This window comes from Pseudoalteromonas sp. SWYJZ12, from assembly GCF_015864395.1.
In the GTDB taxonomy this organism is placed as follows: domain Bacteria; phylum Pseudomonadota; class Gammaproteobacteria; order Enterobacterales; family Alteromonadaceae; genus Pseudoalteromonas; species Pseudoalteromonas arctica.
This window is the reverse complement of sequence record NZ_JADYXH010000008.1, coordinates 1-24,723: the sequence shown is the minus strand read 5'-3', so window position 1 is coordinate 24,723 and position 24,723 is coordinate 1. Positions and strand designations below refer to the sequence as shown.

The 24,723-nt window shown below is 39.6% G+C and carries 21 protein-coding genes; 15 read left to right on the top strand and 6 right to left on the bottom strand.

The features are described 5' to 3' along the window. Positions 1-64: 64 nt before the first annotated feature. Both I6F42_RS11135 and I6F42_RS11130 read right to left on the bottom strand, forming a co-directional pair. Positions 65-1,294 (bottom strand): glycosyltransferase, encoded by a 1,230-nt coding sequence (locus I6F42_RS11135; RefSeq protein ID WP_197152157.1) that lies wholly within the window; start codon positions 1,292-1,294, stop codon positions 65-67. Next, positions 1,291-2,286, bottom strand: coding sequence for a LacI family DNA-binding transcriptional regulator (locus tag I6F42_RS11130; protein ID WP_007581798.1), 996 nt, complete (start codon positions 2,284-2,286; stop codon positions 1,291-1,293). The genes I6F42_RS11135 and I6F42_RS11130 overlap by 4 nt, the downstream gene beginning before the upstream one ends. Positions 2,287-2,452: 166 nt before the next feature. Between I6F42_RS11130 and I6F42_RS11125 the strand changes: the two genes are divergently transcribed. From I6F42_RS11125 to I6F42_RS11070, 12 genes are all read left to right on the top strand, one after another. Continuing rightward, positions 2,453-4,915 carry a prolyl oligopeptidase family serine peptidase gene (locus I6F42_RS11125; protein WP_197152156.1) on the top strand — a complete coding sequence of 821 codons (2,463 nt, stop codon included), beginning with the start codon at positions 2,453-2,455 and terminating at the stop codon, positions 4,913-4,915. Between the two features lie 71 nt (positions 4,916-4,986). After that, the gene (locus tag I6F42_RS11120; protein WP_197152155.1) at positions 4,987-5,604 is read left to right on the top strand and encodes a LysE family translocator; all 618 of its coding nucleotides are present in this window, start codon (positions 4,987-4,989) and stop codon (positions 5,602-5,604) included. 304 nt (positions 5,605-5,908) lie between these two features. Beyond that, positions 5,909-6,637 (top strand): hypothetical protein, encoded by a 729-nt coding sequence (locus I6F42_RS11115; protein WP_010553652.1) that lies wholly within the window; start codon positions 5,909-5,911, stop codon positions 6,635-6,637. After that, positions 6,637-7,539, top strand: a complete 903-nt coding sequence (locus tag I6F42_RS11110; protein WP_197152153.1) for an LPP20 family lipoprotein — start codon at positions 6,637-6,639, stop codon at positions 7,537-7,539. Before I6F42_RS11115 ends, I6F42_RS11110 begins: the two co-directional genes overlap by 1 nt. A gap of 8 nt (positions 7,540-7,547) precedes the next feature. Beyond that, a complete protein-coding gene (locus tag I6F42_RS11105; RefSeq protein WP_010553654.1) occupies positions 7,548-8,678 on the top strand; it encodes a hypothetical protein in 1,131 nt (376 codons plus the stop codon). Beyond that, positions 8,675-10,042: a hypothetical protein gene (locus tag I6F42_RS11100; protein ID WP_197152151.1), complete on the top strand. Its 1,368-nt coding sequence runs from the start codon at positions 8,675-8,677 to the stop codon at positions 10,040-10,042. The genes I6F42_RS11105 and I6F42_RS11100 overlap by 4 nt, the downstream gene beginning before the upstream one ends. Positions 10,043-10,051: 9 nt before the next feature. Continuing rightward, on the top strand, positions 10,052-11,347 hold the full coding sequence (locus tag I6F42_RS11095) for a hypothetical protein (RefSeq protein WP_197152149.1): 1,296 nt from the start codon (positions 10,052-10,054) through the stop codon (positions 11,345-11,347). Further along, positions 11,347-12,060 carry a hypothetical protein gene (locus I6F42_RS11090; RefSeq protein ID WP_197152148.1) on the top strand — a complete coding sequence of 238 codons (714 nt, stop codon included), beginning with the start codon at positions 11,347-11,349 and terminating at the stop codon, positions 12,058-12,060. Before I6F42_RS11095 ends, I6F42_RS11090 begins: the two co-directional genes overlap by 1 nt. A gap of 18 nt (positions 12,061-12,078) precedes the next feature. Continuing rightward, positions 12,079-13,296: a murein transglycosylase domain-containing protein gene (locus tag I6F42_RS11085; protein WP_197152147.1), complete on the top strand. Its 1,218-nt coding sequence runs from the start codon at positions 12,079-12,081 to the stop codon at positions 13,294-13,296. A 1-nt stretch (position 13,297) separates the two neighbouring features. After that, complete coding sequence (locus tag I6F42_RS11080) at positions 13,298-13,867, top strand: hypothetical protein (protein ID WP_010553659.1); 570 nt, start codon at positions 13,298-13,300, stop codon at positions 13,865-13,867. Between the two features lie 134 nt (positions 13,868-14,001). Further along, positions 14,002-14,472 carry a DUF4234 domain-containing protein gene (locus I6F42_RS11075; RefSeq protein WP_010553660.1) on the top strand — a complete coding sequence of 157 codons (471 nt, stop codon included), beginning with the start codon at positions 14,002-14,004 and terminating at the stop codon, positions 14,470-14,472. A 320-nt stretch (positions 14,473-14,792) separates the two neighbouring features. Beyond that, entirely contained in the window at positions 14,793-15,284 is a 492-nt protein-coding gene (locus I6F42_RS11070) for a DUF2798 domain-containing protein (protein WP_197152146.1), read from the top strand. A 72-nt stretch (positions 15,285-15,356) separates the two neighbouring features. Here I6F42_RS11070 and I6F42_RS11065 read toward each other — a convergent pair whose 3' ends face one another. Continuing rightward, positions 15,357-15,869, bottom strand: coding sequence for a MarR family winged helix-turn-helix transcriptional regulator (locus I6F42_RS11065; protein ID WP_010553662.1), 513 nt, complete (start codon positions 15,867-15,869; stop codon positions 15,357-15,359). 180 nt (positions 15,870-16,049) lie between these two features. On the opposite strand from I6F42_RS11065, the gene I6F42_RS11060 reads away from it, so the two are divergent. After that, positions 16,050-16,937 carry a haloalkane dehalogenase gene (locus I6F42_RS11060; RefSeq protein WP_197152145.1) on the top strand — a complete coding sequence of 296 codons (888 nt, stop codon included), beginning with the start codon at positions 16,050-16,052 and terminating at the stop codon, positions 16,935-16,937. 120 nt (positions 16,938-17,057) lie between these two features. Here the strand turns inward: I6F42_RS11060 and uvrA are convergent, their stop codons facing one another. Then, positions 17,058-19,610: an excinuclease ABC subunit UvrA gene (gene uvrA / locus I6F42_RS11055; protein WP_197152144.1), complete on the bottom strand. Its 2,553-nt coding sequence runs from the start codon at positions 19,608-19,610 to the stop codon at positions 17,058-17,060. A gap of 255 nt (positions 19,611-19,865) precedes the next feature. On the opposite strand from uvrA, the gene I6F42_RS11050 reads away from it, so the two are divergent. Next, positions 19,866-20,270 carry a hypothetical protein gene (locus I6F42_RS11050; protein WP_197152143.1) on the top strand — a complete coding sequence of 135 codons (405 nt, stop codon included), beginning with the start codon at positions 19,866-19,868 and terminating at the stop codon, positions 20,268-20,270. Between the two features lie 55 nt (positions 20,271-20,325). Beyond that, positions 20,326-20,871 carry a DUF7010 family protein gene (locus tag I6F42_RS11045; protein ID WP_197152142.1) on the top strand — a complete coding sequence of 182 codons (546 nt, stop codon included), beginning with the start codon at positions 20,326-20,328 and terminating at the stop codon, positions 20,869-20,871. 333 nt (positions 20,872-21,204) lie between these two features. Here the strand turns inward: I6F42_RS11045 and I6F42_RS11040 are convergent, their stop codons facing one another. Together I6F42_RS11040 and I6F42_RS11035 are read right to left on the bottom strand one after the other, a co-directional pair. After that, complete coding sequence (locus I6F42_RS11040; protein ID WP_197152139.1) at positions 21,205-23,019, bottom strand: hypothetical protein; 1,815 nt, start codon at positions 23,017-23,019, stop codon at positions 21,205-21,207. Beyond that, positions 23,004-24,659: a hypothetical protein gene (locus tag I6F42_RS11035; RefSeq protein WP_197152137.1), complete on the bottom strand. Its 1,656-nt coding sequence runs from the start codon at positions 24,657-24,659 to the stop codon at positions 23,004-23,006. The genes I6F42_RS11040 and I6F42_RS11035 overlap by 16 nt, the downstream gene beginning before the upstream one ends. Positions 24,660-24,723: the final 64 nt, after the last annotated feature.

The window sequence follows — 24,723 nt, the reverse complement described above, 5'->3', positions numbered from 1 at the left end:
GCTAAAAATGCCCACGTTTGATGGGCGCGATTTTAAACACTAATTGGTGCGTGTCTAGTCATTTTTAATCTAATTTTTTATTTTTTTCGGCTATCCATTGCGACATGTATTGAGTGCTGCGCATTGTATGATGTTTGAGCATTTGGCCTGTGAAGTTTTTTTCGCGATGAGCGTTTAAATCACTACTTATTGAATCGACTTTTTTAATTAAAGCAGCGCTCAATTGTACTTTATTGTACAGCGTATTAAGGAGGGTGTTGCCATCTTGCTGCGCTTGCTCAAAGTCACTTTGATTGGTGTACATTTCAACAGCAGCATTGGCAAAGTCATCGGCGGTGTTGGCTATTTTACCCGGCCATGGTAAATCGTTATGCATGCCTTCTGCGCCAATATTTGTGGTAACGCTGGGTGTTTGCATAATCATGGCTTCAAGCAATTTACCTTTAATGCCTGCACCAAAACGCAGTGGTGCTAAACATACGCGTGCGCTTTGCATTACATCAAACGCATTATCGGCCCAGCCTTTTATTAAAAACCCTGTTTTAGGGTTATTTAGTGCCGTGGCTTTTGGTGGTGGGTAAGAGCCATAAATATGTAGTTCTGCTTCTGGGAGTTGCTTGCGAATAAGTGGCCATATTTTTTGTAGGTAAAGTACAGCATCCCAGTTTGGCGCGTGTCTAAAGTTACCTATGGTCATAAAGTGCTGGCGCTGCTCAAACGTTTTTGTACTTGTAGGTAGTGAGCTTAAATCAACCATAAACGGTAAATGGTGTAATAGGCCTGGCTCTATTTTAAATACGCTGTTTAGCAGGCTCATTTCATAACTTGAAATAATTAAGCTTAGGTCGCAGCGTAAAATAGCGGCAATTTCGCGTTTTGCTATGTCTGAGTGTAAATCGCTGGTTGTAAAATCACGCTCACCTTTAAATGCTTCGTGGCGAGCGTTACGCAGACATTGTAAATCTTCGGTATCGAGAATTTTAATGGCATTTGGGCAATGTTTATCGATGCGCCAGCCAAATTGTTCTTCCATCATAAAACGGTCAAACATGACTATATCTGGATTATAGGCTTTAACGTATTCGTCAAAGCTGTCGCAGTTTAGTGCAATGCTTTGACTGGTTATGCCGAAGTCGTCAAGGTTTACCATATGATCGGTGCGCTGCGCGGGCGTTGCAAATTCAACGTCCCAGTTTTGCGCTCTAAATGCATTTAATAACGACATCATGTGCGTTCCCGCAGCAGACGAATTTGGCTCTGGCCATACGTAGCCAATTACCAGCACTTTTTTCATTGGCTAGAATCTCTAATTTGTAAGTTTACATTTACCAGTGTTTTTACTGGCGGGGCTGTATTTTGTAGTAGCTCTTGCAGTATTAAAAGACACCGCTTGGCTATATCAGTTGTACTTATAGCCACAGTGGTTAAGTGATCATTTATAACCGCGCTATTAGGAATATGGTGGCAGCTCACCACTTTAATACAGTGATGTGTTAATGAGTTAATAGCAGCAATAACACCTTGAGCAATAATATCGTTTGCACACACCACTGCGTTTAATGTTGGGTTGTGTTTATATGCTTCTATAAATGCATTTTTAGCGCTAAGGGCTGTGTTTACTGCGCAGTGAATGGGTGCTAATGGTGTAATGCTGTGCTGCGCGCAAGCGGTATTAAAGCCACTTTGTAGTGCTTGTGAATCACTTAAAGTAAGTTCACTGCCTATAAATACAATGTTTGTCACGCCTTGTGAGAGCAGATGCATACTGGCTACGTGGCTGGCTTTTTTATAGTCGGGTAATACACAAGGAGCTGCGCTAAAGGGCACTTCACTCATTACGGTAATTACTTTGTGTTGCGCGCTGAGCGTATCAAGCCATTTGGGGCAAGTATTAGCAACGGGGCAAATAATAAATGCAGCAGCGTTGTATTCTTTTAAGTTTTTAACTGCGTTTGCTTGTAGTTCAAGACTATTATTACTGCTTACAATCATGGCTTGTAAGCCATTGTCGTTTAACAAAAGTTGTAGGCTGGTAGCAAGGTGTGCCATAGCTGGGTTAGTTAAATCGTTTATTACTATGGCCACTAAATTTGAGCGCTTTGAGCGCATAGCAGCGGCATCACGATTATAAACGTACCCTAGCTCATCAATCGCTTTGAGTATTTTTTGTTTACTTTTATTGCCCACTTTATCGCTTTGGGTAAGCACCAAGGATACGGTTGATTTTGATACACCAGCACGCTCTGCAACATCAAAAATAGTGACTGATTTGGCTTTGTTATGCATTGTATTTTAAGTACCGCAGTGGTGAATAAATAGCGCTGTAGTTTAGCTTAATCAGCACTATTAAGTCATCTTTTAGAGGTGTTTAACTTACCTTAATACTTTATGAACAAAGCAAAACGTGTTTATATACGCTTATAAGAGTAAAAAATAACAAAAGGATAAAAACATGAGCGCTTTTAGGCTGTTAGTTGCCTTTATTTGTTGTGCGGCATTGGTGCCAACAAGTTACGCCGAACAGGGTTATCAAACCCCATCACCTGAACTTGCAGCTTTGGTTGACGCTAAGTTAGCACCCACTAGTTACTTATCGAGCGATGGCCAGTGGCTAGCGCTTTTTGAACGCAAACGTGTAGTAACCCTTGATGAACTTGCAAAAGAAGAGCTTAAGCTTGCTGGTATTAAGCTAAACCCCGCTAATTTTTCGCGCTCTCGTGTGAGTGCCAAATTTAGTGCCGTGGAGCTAAAGCATGTTCAAAGCGGGTCGGTTATTAGCATTAACAACTTACCTAATGGCATTATCCGCTCACCTAAATGGTCATCTAATAGTCAATATTTAGCCTTTATTGTTGAGCAACCAACCCAAGCCAACTTATGGCTTTACAGCGTTGAAACTAAACAAGCAAAAGAGCTTTCAAGCGCTGCATTAAATTCGGTATTAACTGCCTCACCATATAAATGGCTGCCAGATAGCAGCGCCATTGTTGCAAATCTCGCTGTTAATTTTGGTAAGCCAAGGCTTGAAAATAACAGCCAAAATGTAGTGCCTGTTATTCAACAAAGTACTGGCGAAAAAGCGCCAGCACGTACTTACCAAAATTTATTAACCAGCCCGTTTGATGAAGCACAATTTAAGTTTTACGGCCAAGGGCAATTGGCTTACATAACGCTTGATGGCAATACTCAAGCAATAGGTAGCCCTTCTTTATTTAAATCGTTTTCGGTGTCACCTGATTCAACCAATATTTTAGTTGCCGGTATTAATGAGCCGTTTTCGTACCAAGTGCCTTACAGCCGATTTGCAAGCACATGGCAAATATGGGGCATGCGCGGCTATGCATTAGCAGAGCTGGCAAAACAGCCACTTGCCGATAATATTCCACAAGGTTACGACAGTGTACGCACTGGCCGCCGTGATTTTGAATGGCGAGCCGATCAAGGTGCAGAGGTTATTTGGGCCGAGGCGCAAGATGGCGGCGACATGAAAACCGACGTTGAGCATCATGATTATGTTTACAGCTTACGTGCACCATTTAAACGCGAGCCTAAATTATTTGCCAAAGTAGAACGCCGTTATGCGGGAATGGAGTGGGGCAACGAAAACGTAGCCATGCTGACAGATTGGCGCTTTAGCGATCGCCAAGTACGTACTTACATAGTGCAACCACGAAATGCCGACAGAAACCGCGTGCTATTTTCAGAACGTAGTTATAACGATGCGTATAAAGACCCTGGTAATGCAATTTACGAGCGCAACGATTTAGGCGCAAACGTAATTAAAATTGTAGGCGGGCGTTATATTTACTTGCGCGGTAATGGCGCTTCAGAGCAAGGTAATGTGCCATTTTTAGATAGGTACGATGTTAAAACAAATAGCAGCAAGCGTTTATGGCAATCAGAAGCGCCATACTACGAGCGTGTTCGCGCTCTGCTTGACGACGAAGGTGAGCGCTTTATTACTATTCGCGAATCTAAAACTGAGCAACCTAACTTTTTTATACGTGATTTAGATAACGACACGCTAACGCAATTAACGACATTTGAGCACCCGTACCCTGCATTTAAAGGCGTAACTAAAGAGCAATTACGTTATAAACGCGACGACGGTGTTGAGCTTTCGGGCACGCTTTATTTACCACCAGGGTACGATAAAACACAAGGGCCGTTACCGGTACTTATGTGGGCTTACCCACTTGAATACAAAGATAAAGCCGTAGCATCGCAAGTTCGCGAATCGCCTTATGCATTTACCTACATTGGTTATTGGGGGCCAATGCCTTACCTTGCTAAAGGGATTGCCGTGTTTGACGACCCTAAAATGCCAATTGTAGGTATTGATGGCAGCGAGCCAAACGATAACTTTAGAAAGCAGTTAGTATCAAGTGCGCAAGCAGCTGTTGATGTATTGGTTAAAAAAGGCATTGCCGATAAAAACAAGATAGCCATAGCAGGGCACTCATACGGTGCATTTATGGTTGCTAACTTATTGGCTCATAGCGATTTATTTAAAACAGGTATTGCCCGCAGTGGCGCGTATAACCGCACATTAACGCCGTTTGGTTTTCAAGGAGAAGAACGTGACTTTTGGCAAGCACAAAGTGTGTACGCTAATATGTCGCCGTTTTTTCACGCTGAAAAAATCAATGAGCCAATGCTAATGATCCACGGTCAAGAAGATCCTAATTCAGGAACATTCCCAATGCAAAGTGAGCGCATGTACGCAGCGCTAAAAGGTTTAGGTAAAGATGCTCGCTTAGTAATGCTCCCTTATGAAGCACATGGTTACCGTGCGCGTAAAAGCTTATTACATGTATTGTGGGAACAAGAACAGTGGTTAGATAAGTATTTGCTAAATGATACAGCAGAGCCAGTAGAGGTAATTACTGAACCCGTGGTAAGTACTGGGCAATAGTAATAAACATGAGTAAGCAACAGCGCGGCTACTTATAGCCGCGTTTTTGCTTTTAATATGAGAGTAAATTAATGATTGATGTAGCAGCACTTGCGGTTTTTATTCCTACGTTCTTTTTTGTGTCTATTACCCCAGGTATGTGTATGACCCTTGCCATGACACTCGGTATGAGCATTGGCGTGCGCCGCACATTATGGATGATGATAGGTGAGCTGTTAGGCGTAGCAACCGTTGCCATAGCTGCGGTATTAGGCGTTGCAAGCGTAATGCTAAATTACCCAGATGCGTTCGCTATTTTAAAGTGGGTAGGCGGTGCGTACTTAATTTATATTGGCGTTAACATGTGGCGAGCCAAAGGCAAAATGTCGGTTGATACCTCAAAACCAAGTGACGTAAGTAGGAAGTCGTTATTTACGCAAGGTTTTGTAACCGCAATTGCTAACCCTAAAGGGTGGGCGTTTATGATCTCGTTATTACCGCCGTTTATTAGTGTTGAGCATGCTGTAGCCCCTCAGCTTTTAGTATTGCTTGGCGTTATAATGACCACCGAGTTTTTAAGTATGTTAGCTTACGCAACAGGCGGTAAAAGCTTACGTTTATTTTTAAGCCGTGGTGATAATATTAAATGGATGAACCGTATTGCGGGCAGCTTAATGGCTGTAGTAGGCGTGTGGTTAGCATTGGGCTAATTCTCAAGGCTGATAACAAACTTATTTGAGTGATATCTGTACAGGTCAAGGTGTTTTTTTGACCTCAAATTAAGCAAATAGAGCTATTATACAAAAATGAGCCAAAAGTATTAACCTAAGCTGAATGCCTTACTGTGGTTACATTTGTTGCTTTTTTTTATGGATAATAAAATTTTCTTTATTTTTTTGTGTTGCATTTTTTTAAAAATTCGATGATTCTAGTTACATATTCAAGGAAGAATGAATTAAGTCAATAGCTTAGCTTTGTGCTTTCTTGCCTTTTTAACGTATAAGGAATTACCTCATGAAAAAAGCTATTCTATCTGCACTTATTTTTGCACCTCTTTTTGCTGGCTGTGTTTCAACAACCGACACTAATACTTCTGCTAATTTAGATCGTAATGCTGCTGTTTCTGACCTTACAACTCGTATGGATACTTTAGGCTATTTTCATCCGGTAACAATACAAGTTGGTATTGACGAATTTTTAAATATGTCTGCAATTATACTTGAACGTCAGCGCAAAGTTATGGGCGAATACCGCACTCAAACAGATAACTACCGTGATGTACAAGCCTTTTTATATGCCCATCAAAAATCAACACCTGAAGAACTTCAAGCAGCTATTGCTGAATTTGATGCCGGTGCAAAAAATAAAGATGAAGAAATTGGTCATAAAATCGCAGCTTATAACTTAGCAAATGAAGGCATTTATCAGCAAAATGTTGCACTTGCGACTGATTTAACTGTCGAAATTGCTAAGTCTGCTTATATTTTAAGTCAATATAGTACTGCAGTTGCTCAAGCGACCGCTATAAACGTAGGTGGTAAATACGTGACTAGTTGGTTATCTAGCGACGAAGAAAATACAGATTCTGCTAAAGAAGAAGATTCTAAAGATATAGGCACCGCGCTTATTAAAGCAAAAGATCAACTTGCGTTAGCACTTGAAGCAAACGACATTATAGAGCTTGAGCAAGCAACAATAACTGCTATAAATGAGCTACAACTTGAGCAAGAAGCGAAAGGCTAATGAAAACAAGCATTTTTGCTTTTTTAATAGCATGTGCTTTTAGTTGTTCTGCTCAAAATTGGCCTGATTGGGTAACCCAACCGCAAAAAAGTGATGAATATATTACTGCGGTTGGTATAGGTGAAAGTCGCTTAGCTGCAAAGCAAGCGGCTTTAGCCGATATTATCACTCAATTAAGTGTTGATATAAGTACGCAGCAACTACAAAAGCTAACAAAGCAAGATAACCAATCAAGCAACTATTTTGAACAAGCAACTACTTTAACTAGCTTACCGTTTACGTTGACTGGGCTAGAAGAGCTTAATGCGCTTGAGGAAAATAATTTATTTGCTTTAAAAATGGGTGTTAAAAAATCGGTTTTAGTGAAAAATCTTAAATCTGATTTATCAAAGTTATCTCGCATTTCTGCGCCAGAAAATAACAACGAACAACGCTTTATTTGGGCGCTTAAAAATAGTGGCGAACTTAATGTTGCGACAAAAAAATTAGCAGTATTAGAGCACCTTTCCGGGCCTAAGCTATTTATTCAATCGACTTTAAATAATTTATTAACTGAACAAGCAAAGGCATTAAATGCTGTTTCTTGCGATGTGATAGGCGCTAATAATATTAGCGAGATTAAATCTGCACTCAATAATGCACTCCCTCATAGCGGCGATACACGCTTATGGGTGCGCCCTCAAATACGCTGGCAGTATGCTAAATCTAATAATAAATACTCTGCTAAAGCTATTTTAACTCTAGCGCTTACGCGCAGTTCAACCCCTTTTAAAGTGTTATTGCAACAGGATCTTGTTGCGCAAGAAAGCGCTGCAACACAAGAAAATGCAAAGCAAAAAGCAACCAATAATTTAGTACAACAACTTAAAGCGCCTGCTAGCCAGTGGCTGTTTGATATTTAGGAATAGCAATGAAATTAGTAAAAAAATTAGCTCTATCTGCACTAACACTCGCCTTATTAGCTGGTTGTAATTCTACACCACAGCAAGGTCGTTCTACTCAGCAGGGTAATGTGAGTAATACTGCTTCAAATGCTGTTATAGCTAAAAGTGCATACATATTTAACGATGCAGATATAACTATGCCAGCTTATTTTGATACACAAGGTTTAGAACGTTGTACGTTCGATGTAAATAATGAAACCGACAGCTGCCCACTTAAAAAACCGATTGTACGTATGTACTTTGACTTAGCAGGCGTGAGTGGCAGTGGTATTGGCGTTGATGCGATGCGTGAGTTTGATAATAAAAACTTATTACTCATGCTTGAAAATCAATTTGCAGGTATTAATCGCTTCAGAATAGTAACCCGTGATGATGACGCTATTTCAAAAGAGCAGCAATTAATTTTACAACAGCAAGGCGTAAAAACAGCGGCCAAACGTGCCGAAGTTAAAGCATTAATCCCCGATTTTGTGGTAAAAATTGATTCATTAAGAACACTAAAAACTGAAGGCGCGATTACAGATTGGGCCGATTACACATTAGAGCTAACAACCGGTGTGATAAATCCGCAAACACGTGAAAAGCTATCGCATCCTAATTTAGGAAAGATTCGCGTTAAATCTGAAGATATACGCGATCGCTCGGAGCTAAAATTCACGACAGTAAGCGGACGATACGCTGCAGGTTTTCACTTTGATCAAAGTGCTCATGTGAATGCGGTACTTAGTGACATGGGATCGCGTGGTATTGATATTTTACTTACTCGTATGTTGAGTGAAATGCCTGCAACAGCACAGGTATTAGGTATTAAAGGCAGTAAAATTAGTTTAGACCGAGGCCAAAATGCGGGTGTATTACCTAATGAAACAATGATTGTTTTTAGCTATGAAGCTGGATTCGTTGAGCCAATTGGCGTTGCAAATGTAAACCCTTCTATTAACAGTGCCCAAGGCGAAATTATCCGCTGGAAAGATTCTGATATGGCTGATGATGTTAAAAATAAAGCCGAAAATGGAATTTATCGCCCATCAAATGGTACAAAAATATTTGCTGTTTCTGTAGGTACTCCAGCTGACTTTTTGGAGAATCGTACATGATAAAAAAGCTTGGCTTATTAGCATTATGTTCTTTGAGTGCGCAAGCTCAAGTGGATGTATTGTCTGATGGTACGCTACAAACACAGGCATGTGCATATGGACGAGGTAGTACGGCTATTTCGGGTGCAAAAACCCAGGCTAGTGCTGAGCTTATAAGTTTTATTAAAGGTAATAAAAGCCTAACAACCCAAAGTGCGCAGCAACATTTAACAACAAGTTTAGATAATGATGCCGCCAGCTTATATGAGCAGCAACGCACTACGATGATGGAAGGTTTGAGTGCTGGTGCCGTTCCTTTAAATTACTCAACGCCAACGCTTAGCGGTAACGACACTTGCATGACTGTCAGTATTAATCCGCAAGAGTTAGGAGAGCCGCAAGAGCAAAACTGGCAGCAAACCACTCAAAATATTAGTGTAACAGTAATAGGCCAAGGCTGGAAAAAAGAAGGTAAAACAGCACTGACGATTGCAGAGCAAGATGCTCTGCAGCGTGCTGTATCGCAAGTTGTAGGTGTGTGGCTTACTCAGCAGCATACTCAATCATCAAGCACGAGTATGAATGTTGTTGATGGTAACGAATCAACAAATATGCAAGAGCTAATAGGGCAACAACTTTCGAGTCATAGTGAAGGGCTTGTTAAAGAATGGCAAACGCTGCAAACCAAAGAACTGCAAAATGGAGGTGTGGAAGTCACCGTTATGGCTGTTGTAGAAAAAGCACCTCTCATTCAAAAAGCATCTAAATTACTGAGCATGATTGGTTCGCCTAGAGTGCAAGTTATTGCGCCAGAGCCATTAAAAACAGAGCTGAAAGTTTGGCTAAACGAGCAAGGTATTGAAGTTGGTAACGCGGCTAGTTTAGTTATTTATGCAAAATCTGAAGTGATTAAGCGAGGCAATAATAGACAGCTTTATTTAAGTGCTGACGTTAGAGATTTAGCTGGAAATATTTATGGTCAGTGGAAAAACGATCCTTCATTTATGTCTTTGCCTAATGACCCTTACGTAGAAAAAGATTTAATGGCAGTACATTTGGCGAGTGAGTCACAATCAAAGGCACTTCATAACACGCTTAATAATGCATTTACTCAAGTTGTTGCAAGAGGGGGGTTGGTTCGTGAAATCATGCTGCCAAGCAATAAACTAACGCAACCAGAAAAATTGCATGATGTATTAAGTACGTTAGGTGGAGTGAGTGATGTATCTATACATAAACAGCAAAAATTCACGGTAGCCAGCCTTAGATTTAAAGGTAATACCGGTGAACTTGCTCACGCACTCGATCGGGCGCTCATAACGATAACAGCAAAAAACCTTTCAAAAATTACGGTCGAAGACGATTTTACACTCAGGTACAAATAAGGATAGATGATGAAATTAAAAATATTAACATTAGCAATGGTTTTAGCTATGCCTGCAATCGCAGCGGAAGAATTTAGCTTAACAGATATGATCCCGGCTCGCCCTGGTGCGCAAGTAGCGGGTGCTGAGCAAGCACAGGTTTCTGGCGATGTAGTGGTTGCAAAAGATACAAACGTTGCAGTTGCTGTTGCTCATCAGGCACTGATGGATGACAACGAAGACGGTATTAAAATGATTCAGGTTGGCAGCGGCACCGGTATTTTATCTATTGGTAGTGCCAGTTATAACACCTACGAAAATATGAATGCGACGTTGCTGTCTAAACGCGGTGCTTATAACCAAGCTTATTTAATTGCGAAAAAACAATTAATTGAAAATATGAAAGGTGTTGAGCATCAATGTAGCAATGTAGTGTCTGCAAGAATGGATGTTATTGATACGGGCGTTGAAGGTACGGCAAACGAACAAACTAATATGATGGAAGCGTGTACAGAGTCTGTATCGGGCTCGTTAGCTGGTTTTGTTACTTATGACGTGTACGACAATATTGATGAGAAAGGTGTACGCGTAAGTTTAATATCGACTCCTAAAACACGTTCACAAATTAAAGGTAATCGTGGTGCTGTAGCAGTAACTACTGAACCAAATGTAATTTTTCAACAAGTAATAAGTGATGTTAAGAGTGGTGTTTTACCACCTGTTGGCGCCAAAGTACTTACGAATGCTGATACTGGTGAAGTTATCGTTTTAGGTTATGGGTCTGCAATTGCTCGTCAAAATAGAAATAGCAATGTTGCTCGCAAGCTTAAAGGCGTTGCTAAATCACAATCGCAAACACGCGCGCGTTCTGCGTTGCTTGCCACTATCCAAGGTGAAAAAGTGTATTGGCAAGGTAGCTTTGACGAAAAGCAAATGGAAGGTACAAAGCAATTTGAGTATGACGACCCTAATTTAAACGATCCGCAACAAGTAGAAATTTTAGAAGAAGACCGTAGTACATTTTTAAATCAATTAAAAACGTCTGACGAGTACTCAACCGTTGCAAAAGGTAAATTACCACCAGGTGTAAGTGTTAAAAGCTTTGCAAGTGATGATGGATTTTGGCAGTACAGCGTAGCTGTTTATGCACCAAGCTTAGAGGCAACGGCGCGCAAAGCAGCTAAAGAGATGGAAGGTAATAATGGCCAAACTGTTAACGGTGTAAGTCACCACGGCCACAAAATAAAAGCACACGGTGGGTTAAATGAAAAAGCGGCTAACCCTCAGGGTGCATCAGGTAAAGTAGCGAGCGAAAAGGAACTTTAATGCTAGCACCTATTTTAGCGCTTTCGTTTGTGGCTTCGGCCACTTTCGACTCAGAGCAAACAATTGAACAACAAACTGCTTTTTTTAAAAGTCAGGCTAATGGTCAATACGCCCGAGTAATGGCGTTAAAATCGAGTGCAAAAAATGCGCTTGAGCAGGCATGTCGAAATGCATTGACCTTGCCACAGCGCAGTATTATTAAAAATACTTTAGCTAAAAAGCTCAATATTACTTTGCCAGAGTCGGTAAGCTTTATTGACGCTGAAATTACGGACTATAAGCAAGAAAAACTGCAAGAATGGTTAACTTGTACTGGTGTTGTAACACCTGCTGCGCAAGATATTAACGAAGCTGGACTTGCCATTAGAGCGGCTTGGCAAGTTGGTAGCCAAAAAGATAAAGCAAACTTACGCCCTTTATTGCAAGTTGCATTGAATCACCCTACAACGATGTCTGATGCAGTGGCATTAGCTGCTGATCAATCGCCAGAAGAGCAACGTTTGAGCTATCTCGATAAATATTTAAAAGCGAGTGAGTTAAAACTCGATGAAGCTAAAGCCTCTGTTGCACAAACGTGGTTTGTTAATGAGCGTTATAAACAAGTTATTTCGCTAACTCAGCAATGCGAAAGCATAGACTGTAAGCGTTTAAATTTAGCCGCTCAAACTGAGTTTGATAATCTGTCTGCAGATGATTTAAGTAGTTATTTTTAATTTTATAGGGATATAAAAATGCACTCAAAAGTTAAAATACTACTAAAAGTTAGCGCGTTAGCTTATTTAACACTGAGCTTAAATAGCTTAGCCCAAACAAGTGACGAGGCCGAATTTGAGGCTTTTTTAAAAAAGCGCCAAAGTGAGTTTAGTCAGTATGAACAACAGCAAAAGCAAGAATTTGAAGCGTTTGTAAGTGCTTGGCATGATGCGCAAAATGCATATTTAAAACAAGTAACCCAAAAGTGGCAAGACCCAAACCTGCCAAGCTCAAAAGTATGGGTCAAATACAGTGATGATTTAAATAAACGCACGAGTGTAAATTTCGAAAGTGGTGAAGTAGTTGTTGAGTTATTAAATAGCCAAAACGACGAGCAAGCTGTTGAATATGCAAAAGATCAATTAAATGAGCTTTCGCAAGTAACAGTAGATAAAACACTTGCAAATGATCCGGTTTATATTGCGGCTAATAATACCATTAATAACAAAAGTTTTACTTCGACGGGTAAGCCTTTAAATAAAAAAATTGAGCGAAATAAGCCATCAACAACGATTCAGCCTAAAAAAATAACCGAGCAAACCGTGCTCTCTACAGAGATTGTAGAGGAGGTGCTCACTGCTAAGGCGCCTGTTATAACTAAGCAAAAAGACAGAGTAACAATTAGCTACCAATTGCCTACTAATACACTTTCCAATCAAGCCAAACGTTATTTACCTGATGTGCAGCAACAAGCTAAACGTTATAACTTAGATCCTGCATTATTATTGGCAATTATACACACTGAATCAAGCTTTAACCCGCTTGCACGTTCGCCAATTCCTGCTTTTGGTTTAATGCAAATAGTGCCTACTTCAGCGGGTAAAGATGTGAGCAAATTTTTGCAAGGTAAACCGCTATTACTTAGTCCTGAGTACTTATTTCAGGCTGATAATAACGTAGAGGCAGGTAGTACTTATGTGCATATTTTAAGTAATCGTTACTTTAAAAATGTACGTAACGAGCAATCAAGAATTTACATGAGCATTGCAGCTTATAATACGGGCCCAGGTAACGTAGCCAAAACGTTAAGTGGCTCTAAATCACTTAATCAGGCAAGTATTGCTGCTAATTCAATGTCTGCAGACAAAGTTTATACCTTAATGGTAAACAATTTACCTGCGCAAGAAACCCGTAATTATTTACAAAAAGTGGTTAAACGCACCGCTTATTATCAAGAGCAATTGAAAGGAATTTAAAATGAAAAAATTATTACCAGTTATAGCCGCTTTAGCTTTAGGTGCGTGTTCAAGCACTGAAAACACACAATCTGCGCCATTGGCAAAAAACGATTCAGTACCAAGCTGGGTGTTATTGCCTGTGTCTGATAAAGGTTTAGCGTCGTCGTCATGTGTTCCTTGGTCGGGCAGTATGTCTACCGACAGAGCACAAGCTATTGCAGCAGCTCGCGCTGATTTATCACAGCAAATACAAGTTAAAGCAAGCGTTATGGACAAGCTATACCAACGCAAAGCGCAAAGTAATGATTCGCTAAATGTTGGTGGAACGTTTGAGCAAGTAAGCAAGCAAGTTGCGCAGCAAAGCCTTGTGGGCGCTATTCCACAAGAAGTTGCATTTGCTAAATTAGACGGTGTAAAGCAGCTTTGTACATTTGTTGTAATGAGCAATACACAGGAAACGTTTAATAACCTAGTTTCTCAATCTGGTAAGCGTTTAGATCCTAGTTCACGAGAAGCGCTTTACGAAGAGTTTAAAGCTCAAAAGGCAATGAAAGATCTTGAAAAAGAGTTAGATAATTTAAATAAGTAAATTATTGAGTTAAATACTAAAAACTAAATTTTAATATTTAAAATGATAAAAAATATAATTCAGACTAATAAATTTTTATAGGACTAATATTTATCATTAGTCCTAATTCAATCGAAATAAAATAAGGAGACATAATGTCATCAATCACGGAATTAAAAGACAGCATCAACACTAAAACTTTGAATTTAGTGCTTTTAACAGTTGTTACTGCAGGTATTTATGCAATTGTATGGATGTTTTTAAATACACCAAAGCTAGAAAAAGTAGCTTCAAAAAAGATAGCTGACAATACATTTCTGATTTGGTTAGCTGTGTGTGTAGGGCTAGGTGGTGCTTTGACGAGTACTGGTGAGGAGTCTTTAGATATTATTGCTGGTTTACTTACTATTGCCTCTTGGGTCTTATATATTATTTGGTCTTTCCGTGCAAAAAGTGCTTTACAAGAATACGCATTAACAGAGCATAAAGTGGATCTTAGAATGAATGGTATTTATACTTTCTTCTTAACTATTTATTACATCAATTATTGCATTAACGATTTACCAGAAGCTCAGAGAAAACAACAAATATTATCAGGGCAAGAGCCTAAAGCTGATAATTTATAAACATTATTTCCGTAATTTAACAGTTGGCTTTAGTAAAATATAGCCAACTTTTTGCTATCTAATGAATTATAAACCCTCGTAAGTTACATGTTTAAAACCAATTAATGTATTCACTTTATCGCTTAAAACACTTTTCTAGCATTAGCTAGCAGAAACCCTACCATTCTTATTTTTCTATAGAAAAATTACTTTTTTGGTATCTAGTTACTCCTTATGTTTAAAATAAAACTATTGTTTAGGAATTTGAAGTTAGTTGACAGTATCAATTAATTTGGTATGGTAGACTTTGTCATCTAATTTAAAACCGAAGGTATGCCTAAATGAGTACTCCTGTAACCGTAAATCCAGCACTAGTTGAGCCTAAAAAAACGCCTCTTATTTATAAAATACTGGTTATGGTAAGTATTATCACTCTAATCGGCGGTACTCTAACTGGCATTATGACTTATGTGAATGTGGGTGTTACAGAGCATTTTTATGCCGACTGGTTTACCTCATTTATAAGTGCAGTATTGGTTATGGCGCCTGTTGGTTTTGTAATGATGACCTTAATGCATAAGCTAGTTAATAAGTTATTGCCTACTAGTAGCGAGCTAAAACGTAATTTAGTTATTAGTGTTTTTATGGCGCTGATCATGGAGTCTGTGATGGCGTTTGTTACCGCTACTAATAATATTGGCTATGCAGATATGCGTGTATTTGTAACTGGATGGGCTGAAGGGTTATTTGCCGCATTACCAATAGGTTTAACTATAATGCTGATAATGTCGGTTACGGTAAAACCTAAAATAGAACGCTTTTTAAAGAGCTAACACTTTGAGCGCTAACGTATTAAAGCAAATAATTTAATACGTTTATAGTGGGCAGATGCATGAAGTAATTAGTTACTTAATTGAGTTTTCTACCGGGCAGCCTTGTTTACGGCATACACCTTCGTTACATAATTTGCATATTTTACGTGCTTCTATCTGCTCGCTTGTTAGGCTGCCAAGCGCTATTTCCATCAAACTTAAAAAGCTTTTTTTTTGTTCATCATTAAAGTTGTTTAGTATTTTAGAGGTGGCTGTTTCTCGGCTGCTTAGTACTAGTTCAACCCTTTGGCTTCCTTTATCAGTTACGTATAAAACAACAGAGCGAGCATCTTTTGCTGACTTTCGTCTTTCTACAAGTTCTTCTTTTTCAAGCGTATTTATTAATCTAACCGCACCAGAATGCGTTAAGCCTAAAACCTTGCTTAGTACATCGATGGTTTCATTTGGGTGATTGTAAATAGTGACCAGTGCCGCTTCGTGGCTCAAGCTTCGCCCGCCTAATTCGGCAATCTGCTTTTCAATGTCATTAGAAACAGAAGTAGCAAACGTGCCGATTAAATTTGATATATATTTTTCATTTTTCATAAATTTAATTATATGTGATTCGATCATATAAATATAGTGACAAATTAAGCGCCCTCATTTATTATATGACTCAGTCACGTATATTGACTCGAAATTAGTTAATCTACTTCGAATATTACACAAATTAGATGAGCGAGGATTTACCGCCAGCTCATCAGTTAAATAGAGCGATATAATTAAATGAAAAATGATTCAGAAACATTACGTTATACAAAAAAGTTTAAAACTGTATTAGATAAAAAGATGGCCTACATAGATGAAGGCGAAGGTGATCCTATTGTGTTTTTACATGGTAACCCTACATCTAGCTTCCTTTGGCGAAACGTTATGCCCTATTTGCAAGGAAAAGGGCGTTTAATTGCTATCGATATGATTGGATTAGGAGATTCACAAAAGTTAGATAACACCCATGAGGGCAGCTACTCACTTGCTGAAAACAGCAAATACACATTTGCACTTTTAGAAGCGTTGGGTGTACATAATAACGTTACCTTGGTGCTGCACGATTGGGGTTCAGGCGTTGGTTTTAACTGGGCTAATACACATCGTGATGCTGTAAAAGCAATTGCGTTTATGGAAGCAATTGTTACTGACTTTCCAACATGGGACGATTTTCCTAAAGATTTGCACGGACCTATTGGCACTATGCGCTCAGCTGAGGGTGAAAAAATGGTGCTTGATGACAACTTTTTTATTGAAACAATATTACCAGCGACCATTGCACGCAAATTAACGCAGGCAGAGCATGATGAGTATCGCAGACCCTTTATAAATGCAGGAGAAGATCGCCGTGCAATTTTAGCAGGGCCTCGCCAACTGCCCATTGCTGGAGAGCCTGCCGATACCGTGGCTTTAGTTAAAAGCTATGCGAGCTATTTAGCTAACTCTCACGATACTCCTAAGCTATTTATTAATGCTGAACCGGGTGCTTTTTTAGTTGGTTACGCAAGAGATTTTGTGCGCACATGGCCAAACCTAACTGAGGTAACCGTAAGCGGTATTCACTACATCCAAGAGGATTCACCGCACGAAATAGGTAAAGCTATTTCAGATTGGTTACCAAGATAAAAAAGGGATGTATTAGTAAACCTGAACTTTGGATAATTAATCTATCTCAAGCCGTTATTTTCAGCGTTAACTACCATATATAGATGACGCTTTTATACAACTAAAAGCGTCATCTATTAACTATTTAAGTAAAAATGGTGCGGTTTTACTCGCCTTTACGCTTGCCACTTTTTCGGGTGAACCTTGTGCTACAATTAAGCCGCCTTCTTCACCAGCACCAGGGCCTACATCAATTACCCAGTCACTATTGCGGGCTACTTGCATATCGTGTTCAACCATAATAACGGTATTGCCAGCATCAACTAATTTATTTAACTGCGACATTAGCATTGATACATCCGATGGATGCAGCCCTGTGGTTGGCTCATCAAGAATATAAAGCGTGTTACCGCGCTGTGCACGTTGCAGCTCGGTTGCTAATTTAATACGCTGCGCTTCACCGCCAGAAAGCTCAGTTGCAGGTTGCCCTAAACGCAAATACCCAAGACCAACTTGCATAAGTGCATCGAGTGCTCGCAGTATTGCAGGTTCATTTTCAAAAAAGGTATACGCCGATTCAACCGTTAAATTGAGGATATCGCTTATGTTTTTATCACGATATGTAACCTCAAGTGTTTGCTCGTTATAACGTTTGCCATGACATACTTGGCAAGGTGAATAAACGCTAGGTAAAAACAGTAGCTCTATACTCACAAAGCCAACGCCTTCACAGTTTTTACAGCGACCTTTTGCAACATTAAACGAAAAGCGCCCAGCATCGTAACGGCGCTCTTTTGCTTTTTGGGTTGAAGCAAATAGTTTACGCACGTGATCAAACAAACCCGTGTAGGTAGCTAAGTTTGAACGAGGGGTACGGCCAATCGCTTTTTGATTTACGGTAATCAGGCGGCTTATATTATTTATACCTTCAATGATTTTTCCGCTGGTGTGTGTTTGCAGCTCTTGTTCGAGTAAGTCGGCTTCGTCGGTTGGCGCTTCCGTTATTATTTTTTGCCCAAGTGCTTCGTAAACAAGTTCTACTAACGCTTGGCTTACTAGGCTTGATTTACCAGAGCCCGAAACCCCAGTAACGGTTGTCATAACACCCAGTGGAAATTCTGCATTGAGTTTTTTAAGATTGTTACGATCAATATCAGCCAATTTTAACCACGCTTTTGGCTGCCTTTGAGCCTTTTTTTGAGCGCTGTTTTGAGTAGACTCTTGACTGGTGTTTTTAGCAAAAAGGTGACGACCGGTGTGCGAATTTTTTATTTTTCTTAACCCTTCAACAGGACCGCTGTAAATAATGTCGCCACCATGCACACCGGCATCAGGGCCTACATCAACAATCCAATCGGCATGTTTAACAACGCTAACATCGTGCTCAACAACAAATACAGAATTGCCAGCCGCTATTAACTCATCAAGCGCTTTTAAAAGTGCTTGTGTGTCGGCAGGGTGTAAACCCGCTGATGGTTCATCTAATACATAAACCACCCCAAATAATTTAGAGCGAATTTGTGTGGCAAGTCGCAATCGTTGCAGCTCTCCGGGTGAGAGCGTTGGCGTTGTACGCTCAAGCGACAAGTACCCTAAACCAAGCATGGTTAGTGCTTCAATACGGGTAAGAATATCGCTGGCAATGCGCTGCGCAACAATGGCTTGCTCTGGATTTTTTGTATTTTTATTTACTTTGGTGTTGGCGGCATTACTTAATTTTTTAGCAAGTTCGTTTAATGTAAGTTGAGATAGCTCGCCAATATCGAGCCCTGCAAATTTAACACTTAGCGACGCTTGTTTTAATTTTTTACCTTGGCAGGTAGGGCACTGCGATATTTGCATAAACTGCGATACGCGCTTTTTAGTACGCGGGCTTTGGGTAGTAGCAAAAGACTGTAAAACAAAGCGTTTAGCGCTTGAAAAAGTTCCCATGTAGCTTGGATCTTCGTTATTTTTTATCGCATTCTGTGTTTGCTCATAGGTGTAATCTGGGTATACCGGCACAGTAGGTGTTTCGTCGGTAAATAAAATCCAATCGCGTGCTTTTTTAGAAAGTTTGTTCCAAGGCGTATCTATGTCATAACCAAGCGAGGTAAGTATACGGCTTAGGTTTTTACCTTGCCATGCTGGTGGCCACGCTTCAATGGCGCGCTGGCGAATAGTTTTTGTATCGTCTGGCACAAGTAGCTTTTCGGTTACTTCAAACACTCGGCCTATTCCTGAGCATTCTGGGCACGCACCTTGTGGCGTATTCGGCGAAAACGCATCGGCGTAAAGTATGCTGTGCCCTTTGAGATAATCGCCAGCACGAGAGTAAAGCATGCGTAGCGCGTTAGAAATAGTTGTTATGCTGCCAACGGATGAGCGAACCGAGGGCGCGCCGCGTTGCTGCTGCAAAGCAACAGCAGGCGGTAGCCCTTCAATAGAGTCAACATCGGGCTCATCAACTTGATCTATCAACCTACGGGCGTAAGGCGATACTGAATCAAGATAACGGTGCTGCGACTCAGCAAACAGCGTTCCAAACGCAAGCGACGATTTTCCAGAGCCCGATATTCCTGTAAAAACCACCAAAGCGTTACGAGGTAAATCTACGTCTACATTTTTCAAGTTGTGAACGCGTGCCCCTCTTACTTGAATGCTATTACTGGGATCAGATAAATCCATTGTTGAGTTTTTATGTGTGCCTGCCATACGTTTATACTCCTGCTTAATCGCGCTTTTCACTTTAAGTTAGCTTTGAATTATTTACTCTTATCACTCGTTATTACCCTAAAGTAGCGCAAGCACACTGAATGAGCGCTTAGTCTGTAGTGGCGCAGCCAAAGCGCTGGGTAAATAACGATGATTGTTTGTTTACATAATAGGTATGGAATGCGAATATAATTTAAACAGTTATTGTTATGTAATTTGTTACGTAATTTACTAGGTAATAAAAAGGAACTAACAGTGAATAAAGCCTTAGTGATCATTTTATTGGTGCTTTCGTGGGCAACCCAAGCCGACTCTATCAAAGCGCTAAATGTTGACCGTGCAGTACCAAATAGCATGCACTTATCGTTTGCAAACGATAGCAACATAACCCCTAAAAAAGGGGATTTTAAAATCGTTAATTATGTATTAATGAGCAATGAAGACGGCGAACGCTGGGCTGTTATAACGCTAACTAACTTATCGTCGGGCAATCGCGAATTAGGCGAGGAGCACTTACTTGCACTTTTTGCTGACGGCAGCCGATTCATGCCAATGGAATTTAAACTCGGTTTCAAAGGCAACGAAACACAATCGGTAACTGTATCGTTTGCCGATTATAAATTCCCTATTTTAAGTGTGTATTCGAGTAACGATTTGTAATTAATAACGATGCGATAATATTAAATTAGGGATATTTCTAAAATTAAGGATTTTTATGAAGTTTGAAGATGCGCAACAAAATATGAACCTCGCATACTTCGGTGGTGGAACCGGTGTATTAGTGTCTGGCTTGGTTTGGTGTATAGCTGGCTTTGTCGCATTACTGCATTCAAATCAATCGAGTATGCTTACTTTGTTTTTTGGTGGTATGTTTATACATCCTTTAGCCATGCTACTTTCAAAAGCTCTTAAACGCTCTGGCAATCATGACCCTAAAAACCCATTAGGTAAATTGGCCTCAGAAAGCACTATTATTTTATTTGTTGGTTTGTTTATAGCGTTTTATGTAGCAAAACTTCAAGCTGAATGGTTTTATTCAATAATGCTGATGATAATTGGTGTTCGCTATTTAGTTTTCAACACTTTATATGGCATGAAAGTGTACTGGATTTTAGGTGCTTCGCTTATGTTTTCTGGCATGTTGTGTATTGTATTAAATGCCAATTTTGTAATCGGCGCCTTTATTGGCGGGATAACCGAAATAGTATTTTCGCTAGTAATATTTGTCCAATCGAAAGGTATGGTTTTAAAAACAGAATAACAAGCTCTTATAATCGCAAAAATAGTGTGCAGTTGGAGTTACCCTTCAGCTTGGTATATAGCAAAGGCTTTTTAAAGTATTGAGTATCTGCAAATTGCATGTATTCATTAGTTGGCTTAGAGCGAGAAGCAGACGCACAGGCAAACTCGTTTTTGGGCAATTCTGAGTTACGTGGTTTGCTAAATTATCAAAGGATGGATTAATTGAGGTGTATTAGTTCAGCTTTTCTCTGAGTCATCACCGTAATTTACTTGGCAAAAGTTTGTAATGAGGCGAACGAACTAGTGCTAGCCTCAATGTGCTAGATAAACATCAGTATCGAACAATTTTCAACTAAGACAGCAGCCCATTATCAAGTTCTTTAACTGCACTCATAGCTGTATAAATTTCCGAATTCAACAGTTCATCCCAGATGTCCAAACAAATACTGATTGCCTCATCATCTTCATCTTCTGTAGCTTCATCGTAAAGACGTTGCAACACCTTTAGAAGAGAGGATTCCCTGATATGCATATGTCGATGCTTAAATGATTCATCATTCTTATTCACTTCAACGATGTTTTTGACTAGCCCCAATAAAGAGTCACTCATGTCTATAAGCATACTGGGAAAAAACTCAAGCTTTTCAAATAAGCTGTTAATACAATGCCTTGCAGCTTTAGACTTAACAAATTCACTAAATAAGACCGTCGAATTATGCTTTGTCCAGTAGCTATCATACTGAACGCAACTACCTACTTTTTGCAAAATATCTTCGTCCTCATCGTTTAACAACGTTATGTATGACGACTTAATTTTGCCAATTCGATCATGGTACTTATCTTCTCTTAAGAACTGGGAAAGCACGGAAGCGCAGCCACTCCTTAGCTCTTTGTCTCCTTTAAGAACCAATGCTAATTCACGTTCAAACAAGTCATTGAAAAACCAACGAGCATAGATCTGTCTAGCCGCTTCTTTCCTAATATCCACATACTGAGAGCCAAGCATTCGGAGAACAAGCTCAATGTATTCATTGACATGCTGACTCTCGAAACCTTGATTGAAAAAGTGGTTTGCACCATACCCTCCACTGACCCGAATATCTTCAGTACATAACTCAATAAACTTAGTATGAGCAAACAGGCTATCGTAATTTAGATAGGGCTTGAGTAACTCTAATGCCGACATTTTGACCGCAGGGTGCTCATCTACAATTGCTTGATCAACTACGTCCCTATTTTGGTTTGCAAGCAATTCGTTTTTAAAAAATAACCTAGCTATCGCTATATATGCTTGCCCGCGAACGCAATTGATTGAGTTATCCATCAAAGATTTTGCTGACGCTACCTCGGCTGAACGAGTTTTGTCAGAGTTCCAAACATTTAGTTTGTTTAATTCAGGGTCTTTGGCATGACGAGCTAAATTGAGCAATAAGTGAAAAACTTTTGTGTCCGTAGCTAACGACTTACAATCGAATAATCTAACTAAAGCACTTTCACTTTCATTATGAGGGAAATGCGCAATCACTTTTTCTAATAAGATATCGCTACAAGGAGCCCAATCATCTTTGTAATCTTCATGAGCTTTCTCTTTACTACAATCAGCTAACCCTCGAAAAAACGCACTGATATATCGAGGATCTATATCTTTTGGTAGTGACAAAGCAAAGCTCGCGAATCTGACAGGTTCATTACAAACAGAACCTTCTAGAGTTCGAGAGAACTGTTCGATGGTCGGTTCAGATATTACTTCTTTAGCTACTTGCTTCCATTTTCTACCAACAGCCTGCTTTTCGGGTGTTAGAATTAGCTTCGACCAAGACCCATTAGATAGTTTGTTTCCAATGGGTAATGGTGAAGTAATCACGCCTCCAATACTCTCATACTTTGAACAAAAGTCAGAAGTTGAATAATTGAAAAATTTCCTATCGAGCACCTTAATCAATTGTTCTGTTGCAGTAGAAATGCGGCTTCCATCGAGTTTAGGCAACAAAAAATATTGCGCACTACCCCAATAGCTATAGCTTGATCCTCTTCGTCTTGTCTCCAAGATCCTCTTGATTTGTTCTATCTCCATTTCACTTTTCAAGTGAATGATATATTCTTCAAGCCTTGCAAAATGTTCGTTGGAGCAGTTTTTTGAAAACTTCGAGACTAATTTACCAGGCAATATCCAAACAGGCTCAAGGTATGTGTTGCCGCACGATAAGTGCGAATTCGGACTACTAAGCTCCAATCAATGACTATATTGGAGTACGCTGTAGATAGGTTCAGCAATAACCTAGCGACCAAATGTACAGTGACAGGATTTTCTATCGCAAGATACGGTTTAACAAGCTCGTATAATATTTCAGAATCCGTTTGTAGGTTTTCTCCCGCCTTTACTATCAGCTTAAAGATACCTGATGTGAGGCTACAATCTGGCTCATAAGCATCAGTTTTATCCTTATGTAGCCATCTTAAAACCTCTTTATAATCATCTTGTGATTCAGCTATATCAGTTATCTTCCGAAGTAAACGACCTATAACCTCTTCTGGAGTATGTTCAGCGACGGCCAAAATCCCGTCTAGATCTGTTGGAGACCAATAGTCTCTTTGCGTTAGCTTTTGATGCTCTCTAATTTCCTCTGAATAACTAGGTTTACAGATAACTTCTTTGTAATGACCCAAGAAAACCTCAATTAATGACAAAGCACGCTTAGGATGTTTCTTAGATAGATTTCGCCAATCTATATAATTTGCTGAGCAGTTTTTTTGAATAAGTTCTGTCCTTAACTCGAACATATCGTCAGAATCATCTTCAATGTTCCAACACAGACTACTGTAGACTTTTTGATTCCAACTATCTGATACATCAACATATGGGCGTAGAGCCTCTACCACTAACTCTGGCTTAAGCTCTGAAATAGAGCCCAGAAGGCCAACTGAAGCATCAACTAACTTTTTATCAGAACTATTGATCAAACTCGCCAAAATGTCGCTCTCGATAAGGTATTCAATTATCTCTGGATTTTTAAAACAACTCGTCGAGATAAACTTCTGATTTAACTCAGAGTCATTAATTAACTTATCGATTAGCTTTCTAGCGGGGGCTTTAATGACTTTTAAGTCCCTTAGCGAATTAAGAGCTAAGAATTTCAGATGAAAGCGAACCTTATCGTTAAGTAAAACAGCTTCAATACTAGAGCAGTAATTTTTTTGGTTAGCATCTAGCAACATGTTTAACGCATACTTAAGGTGCTCTCTCTTGTCTAGAGTTTGGTTGTCAAACTGTCCAAGCTCAGACAATAACTTTTCTGATGATTCACTCCCTGCTCGATATAACTTTGAACCGACCTGATAATCATATAATGCCTGATGCCTAAAACTTATGCGTTGTTCCTGCTTAGTTAACACTCCGACTGACATTAATACTTCTAAGACCCATCGTGAACCTACAGGTAGAGAGGTCAATGACACAGACAAAGAACCTTGTTTCATCATTACACTCACTAGCTTATCAATAAGCTGCTCTGCTTCTTCAACCGATAGATGATGGGCACTTATTTGACTTAATCGATCGTCCCAAAAATTCTTAACCAACTCTAATTTGTTATTAAAGCTAGGGGCAGTCTGTGTCCGATGTGCAATAGTTAGGTATATACCAAGCCATAAAGGTATCTTAAGAATCTCTTTCTTTACAGAAGAAAGCAGTGAATACGTCTCAAATGGCGAGACTAACTCCTCTACTATTTTTTCATCTAATGTAGATAATTTAACTTCATGCAATGATTCTGAAATACTCTGTAGCCAACTTGCGGAGTTTTTCAAGTTAGTTGTCGCATCAAATTAAATTTTATGCCGCCCGCATTGCTTCTTTTTTCTCTGGATTTAA

Excerpts from the sequence above, each read along its gene's own strand:
- I6F42_RS11135 (WP_197152157.1), bottom strand. The coding sequence starts at position 1,294 with ATGAAAAAAGTGCTGGTAATTGGCTACGTATGGCCAGAGCCAAATTCG.
- I6F42_RS11130 (WP_007581798.1), bottom strand. The coding sequence starts at position 2,286 with ATGCATAACAAAGCCAAATCAGTCACTATTTTTGATGTTGCAGAGCGT.
- I6F42_RS11125 (WP_197152156.1), top strand. The coding sequence starts at position 2,453 with ATGAGCGCTTTTAGGCTGTTAGTTGCCTTTATTTGTTGTGCGGCATTG.
- I6F42_RS11120 (WP_197152155.1), top strand. The coding sequence starts at position 4,987 with ATGATTGATGTAGCAGCACTTGCGGTTTTTATTCCTACGTTCTTTTTT.
- I6F42_RS11115 (WP_010553652.1), top strand. The coding sequence starts at position 5,909 with ATGAAAAAAGCTATTCTATCTGCACTTATTTTTGCACCTCTTTTTGCT.
- I6F42_RS11110 (WP_197152153.1), top strand. The coding sequence starts at position 6,637 with ATGAAAACAAGCATTTTTGCTTTTTTAATAGCATGTGCTTTTAGTTGT.
- I6F42_RS11105 (WP_010553654.1), top strand. The coding sequence starts at position 7,548 with ATGAAATTAGTAAAAAAATTAGCTCTATCTGCACTAACACTCGCCTTA.
- I6F42_RS11100 (WP_197152151.1), top strand. The coding sequence starts at position 8,675 with ATGATAAAAAAGCTTGGCTTATTAGCATTATGTTCTTTGAGTGCGCAA.
- I6F42_RS11095 (WP_197152149.1), top strand. The coding sequence starts at position 10,052 with ATGAAATTAAAAATATTAACATTAGCAATGGTTTTAGCTATGCCTGCA.
- I6F42_RS11090 (WP_197152148.1), top strand. The coding sequence starts at position 11,347 with ATGCTAGCACCTATTTTAGCGCTTTCGTTTGTGGCTTCGGCCACTTTC.
- I6F42_RS11085 (WP_197152147.1), top strand. The coding sequence starts at position 12,079 with ATGCACTCAAAAGTTAAAATACTACTAAAAGTTAGCGCGTTAGCTTAT.
- I6F42_RS11080 (WP_010553659.1), top strand. The coding sequence starts at position 13,298 with ATGAAAAAATTATTACCAGTTATAGCCGCTTTAGCTTTAGGTGCGTGT.
- I6F42_RS11075 (WP_010553660.1), top strand. The coding sequence starts at position 14,002 with ATGTCATCAATCACGGAATTAAAAGACAGCATCAACACTAAAACTTTG.
- I6F42_RS11070 (WP_197152146.1), top strand. The coding sequence starts at position 14,793 with ATGAGTACTCCTGTAACCGTAAATCCAGCACTAGTTGAGCCTAAAAAA.
- I6F42_RS11065 (WP_010553662.1), bottom strand. The coding sequence starts at position 15,869 with ATGAAAAATGAAAAATATATATCAAATTTAATCGGCACGTTTGCTACT.
- I6F42_RS11060 (WP_197152145.1), top strand. The coding sequence starts at position 16,050 with ATGAAAAATGATTCAGAAACATTACGTTATACAAAAAAGTTTAAAACT.
- uvrA (WP_197152144.1), bottom strand. The coding sequence starts at position 19,610 with ATGGCAGGCACACATAAAAACTCAACAATGGATTTATCTGATCCCAGT.
- I6F42_RS11045 (WP_197152142.1), top strand. The coding sequence starts at position 20,326 with ATGAAGTTTGAAGATGCGCAACAAAATATGAACCTCGCATACTTCGGT.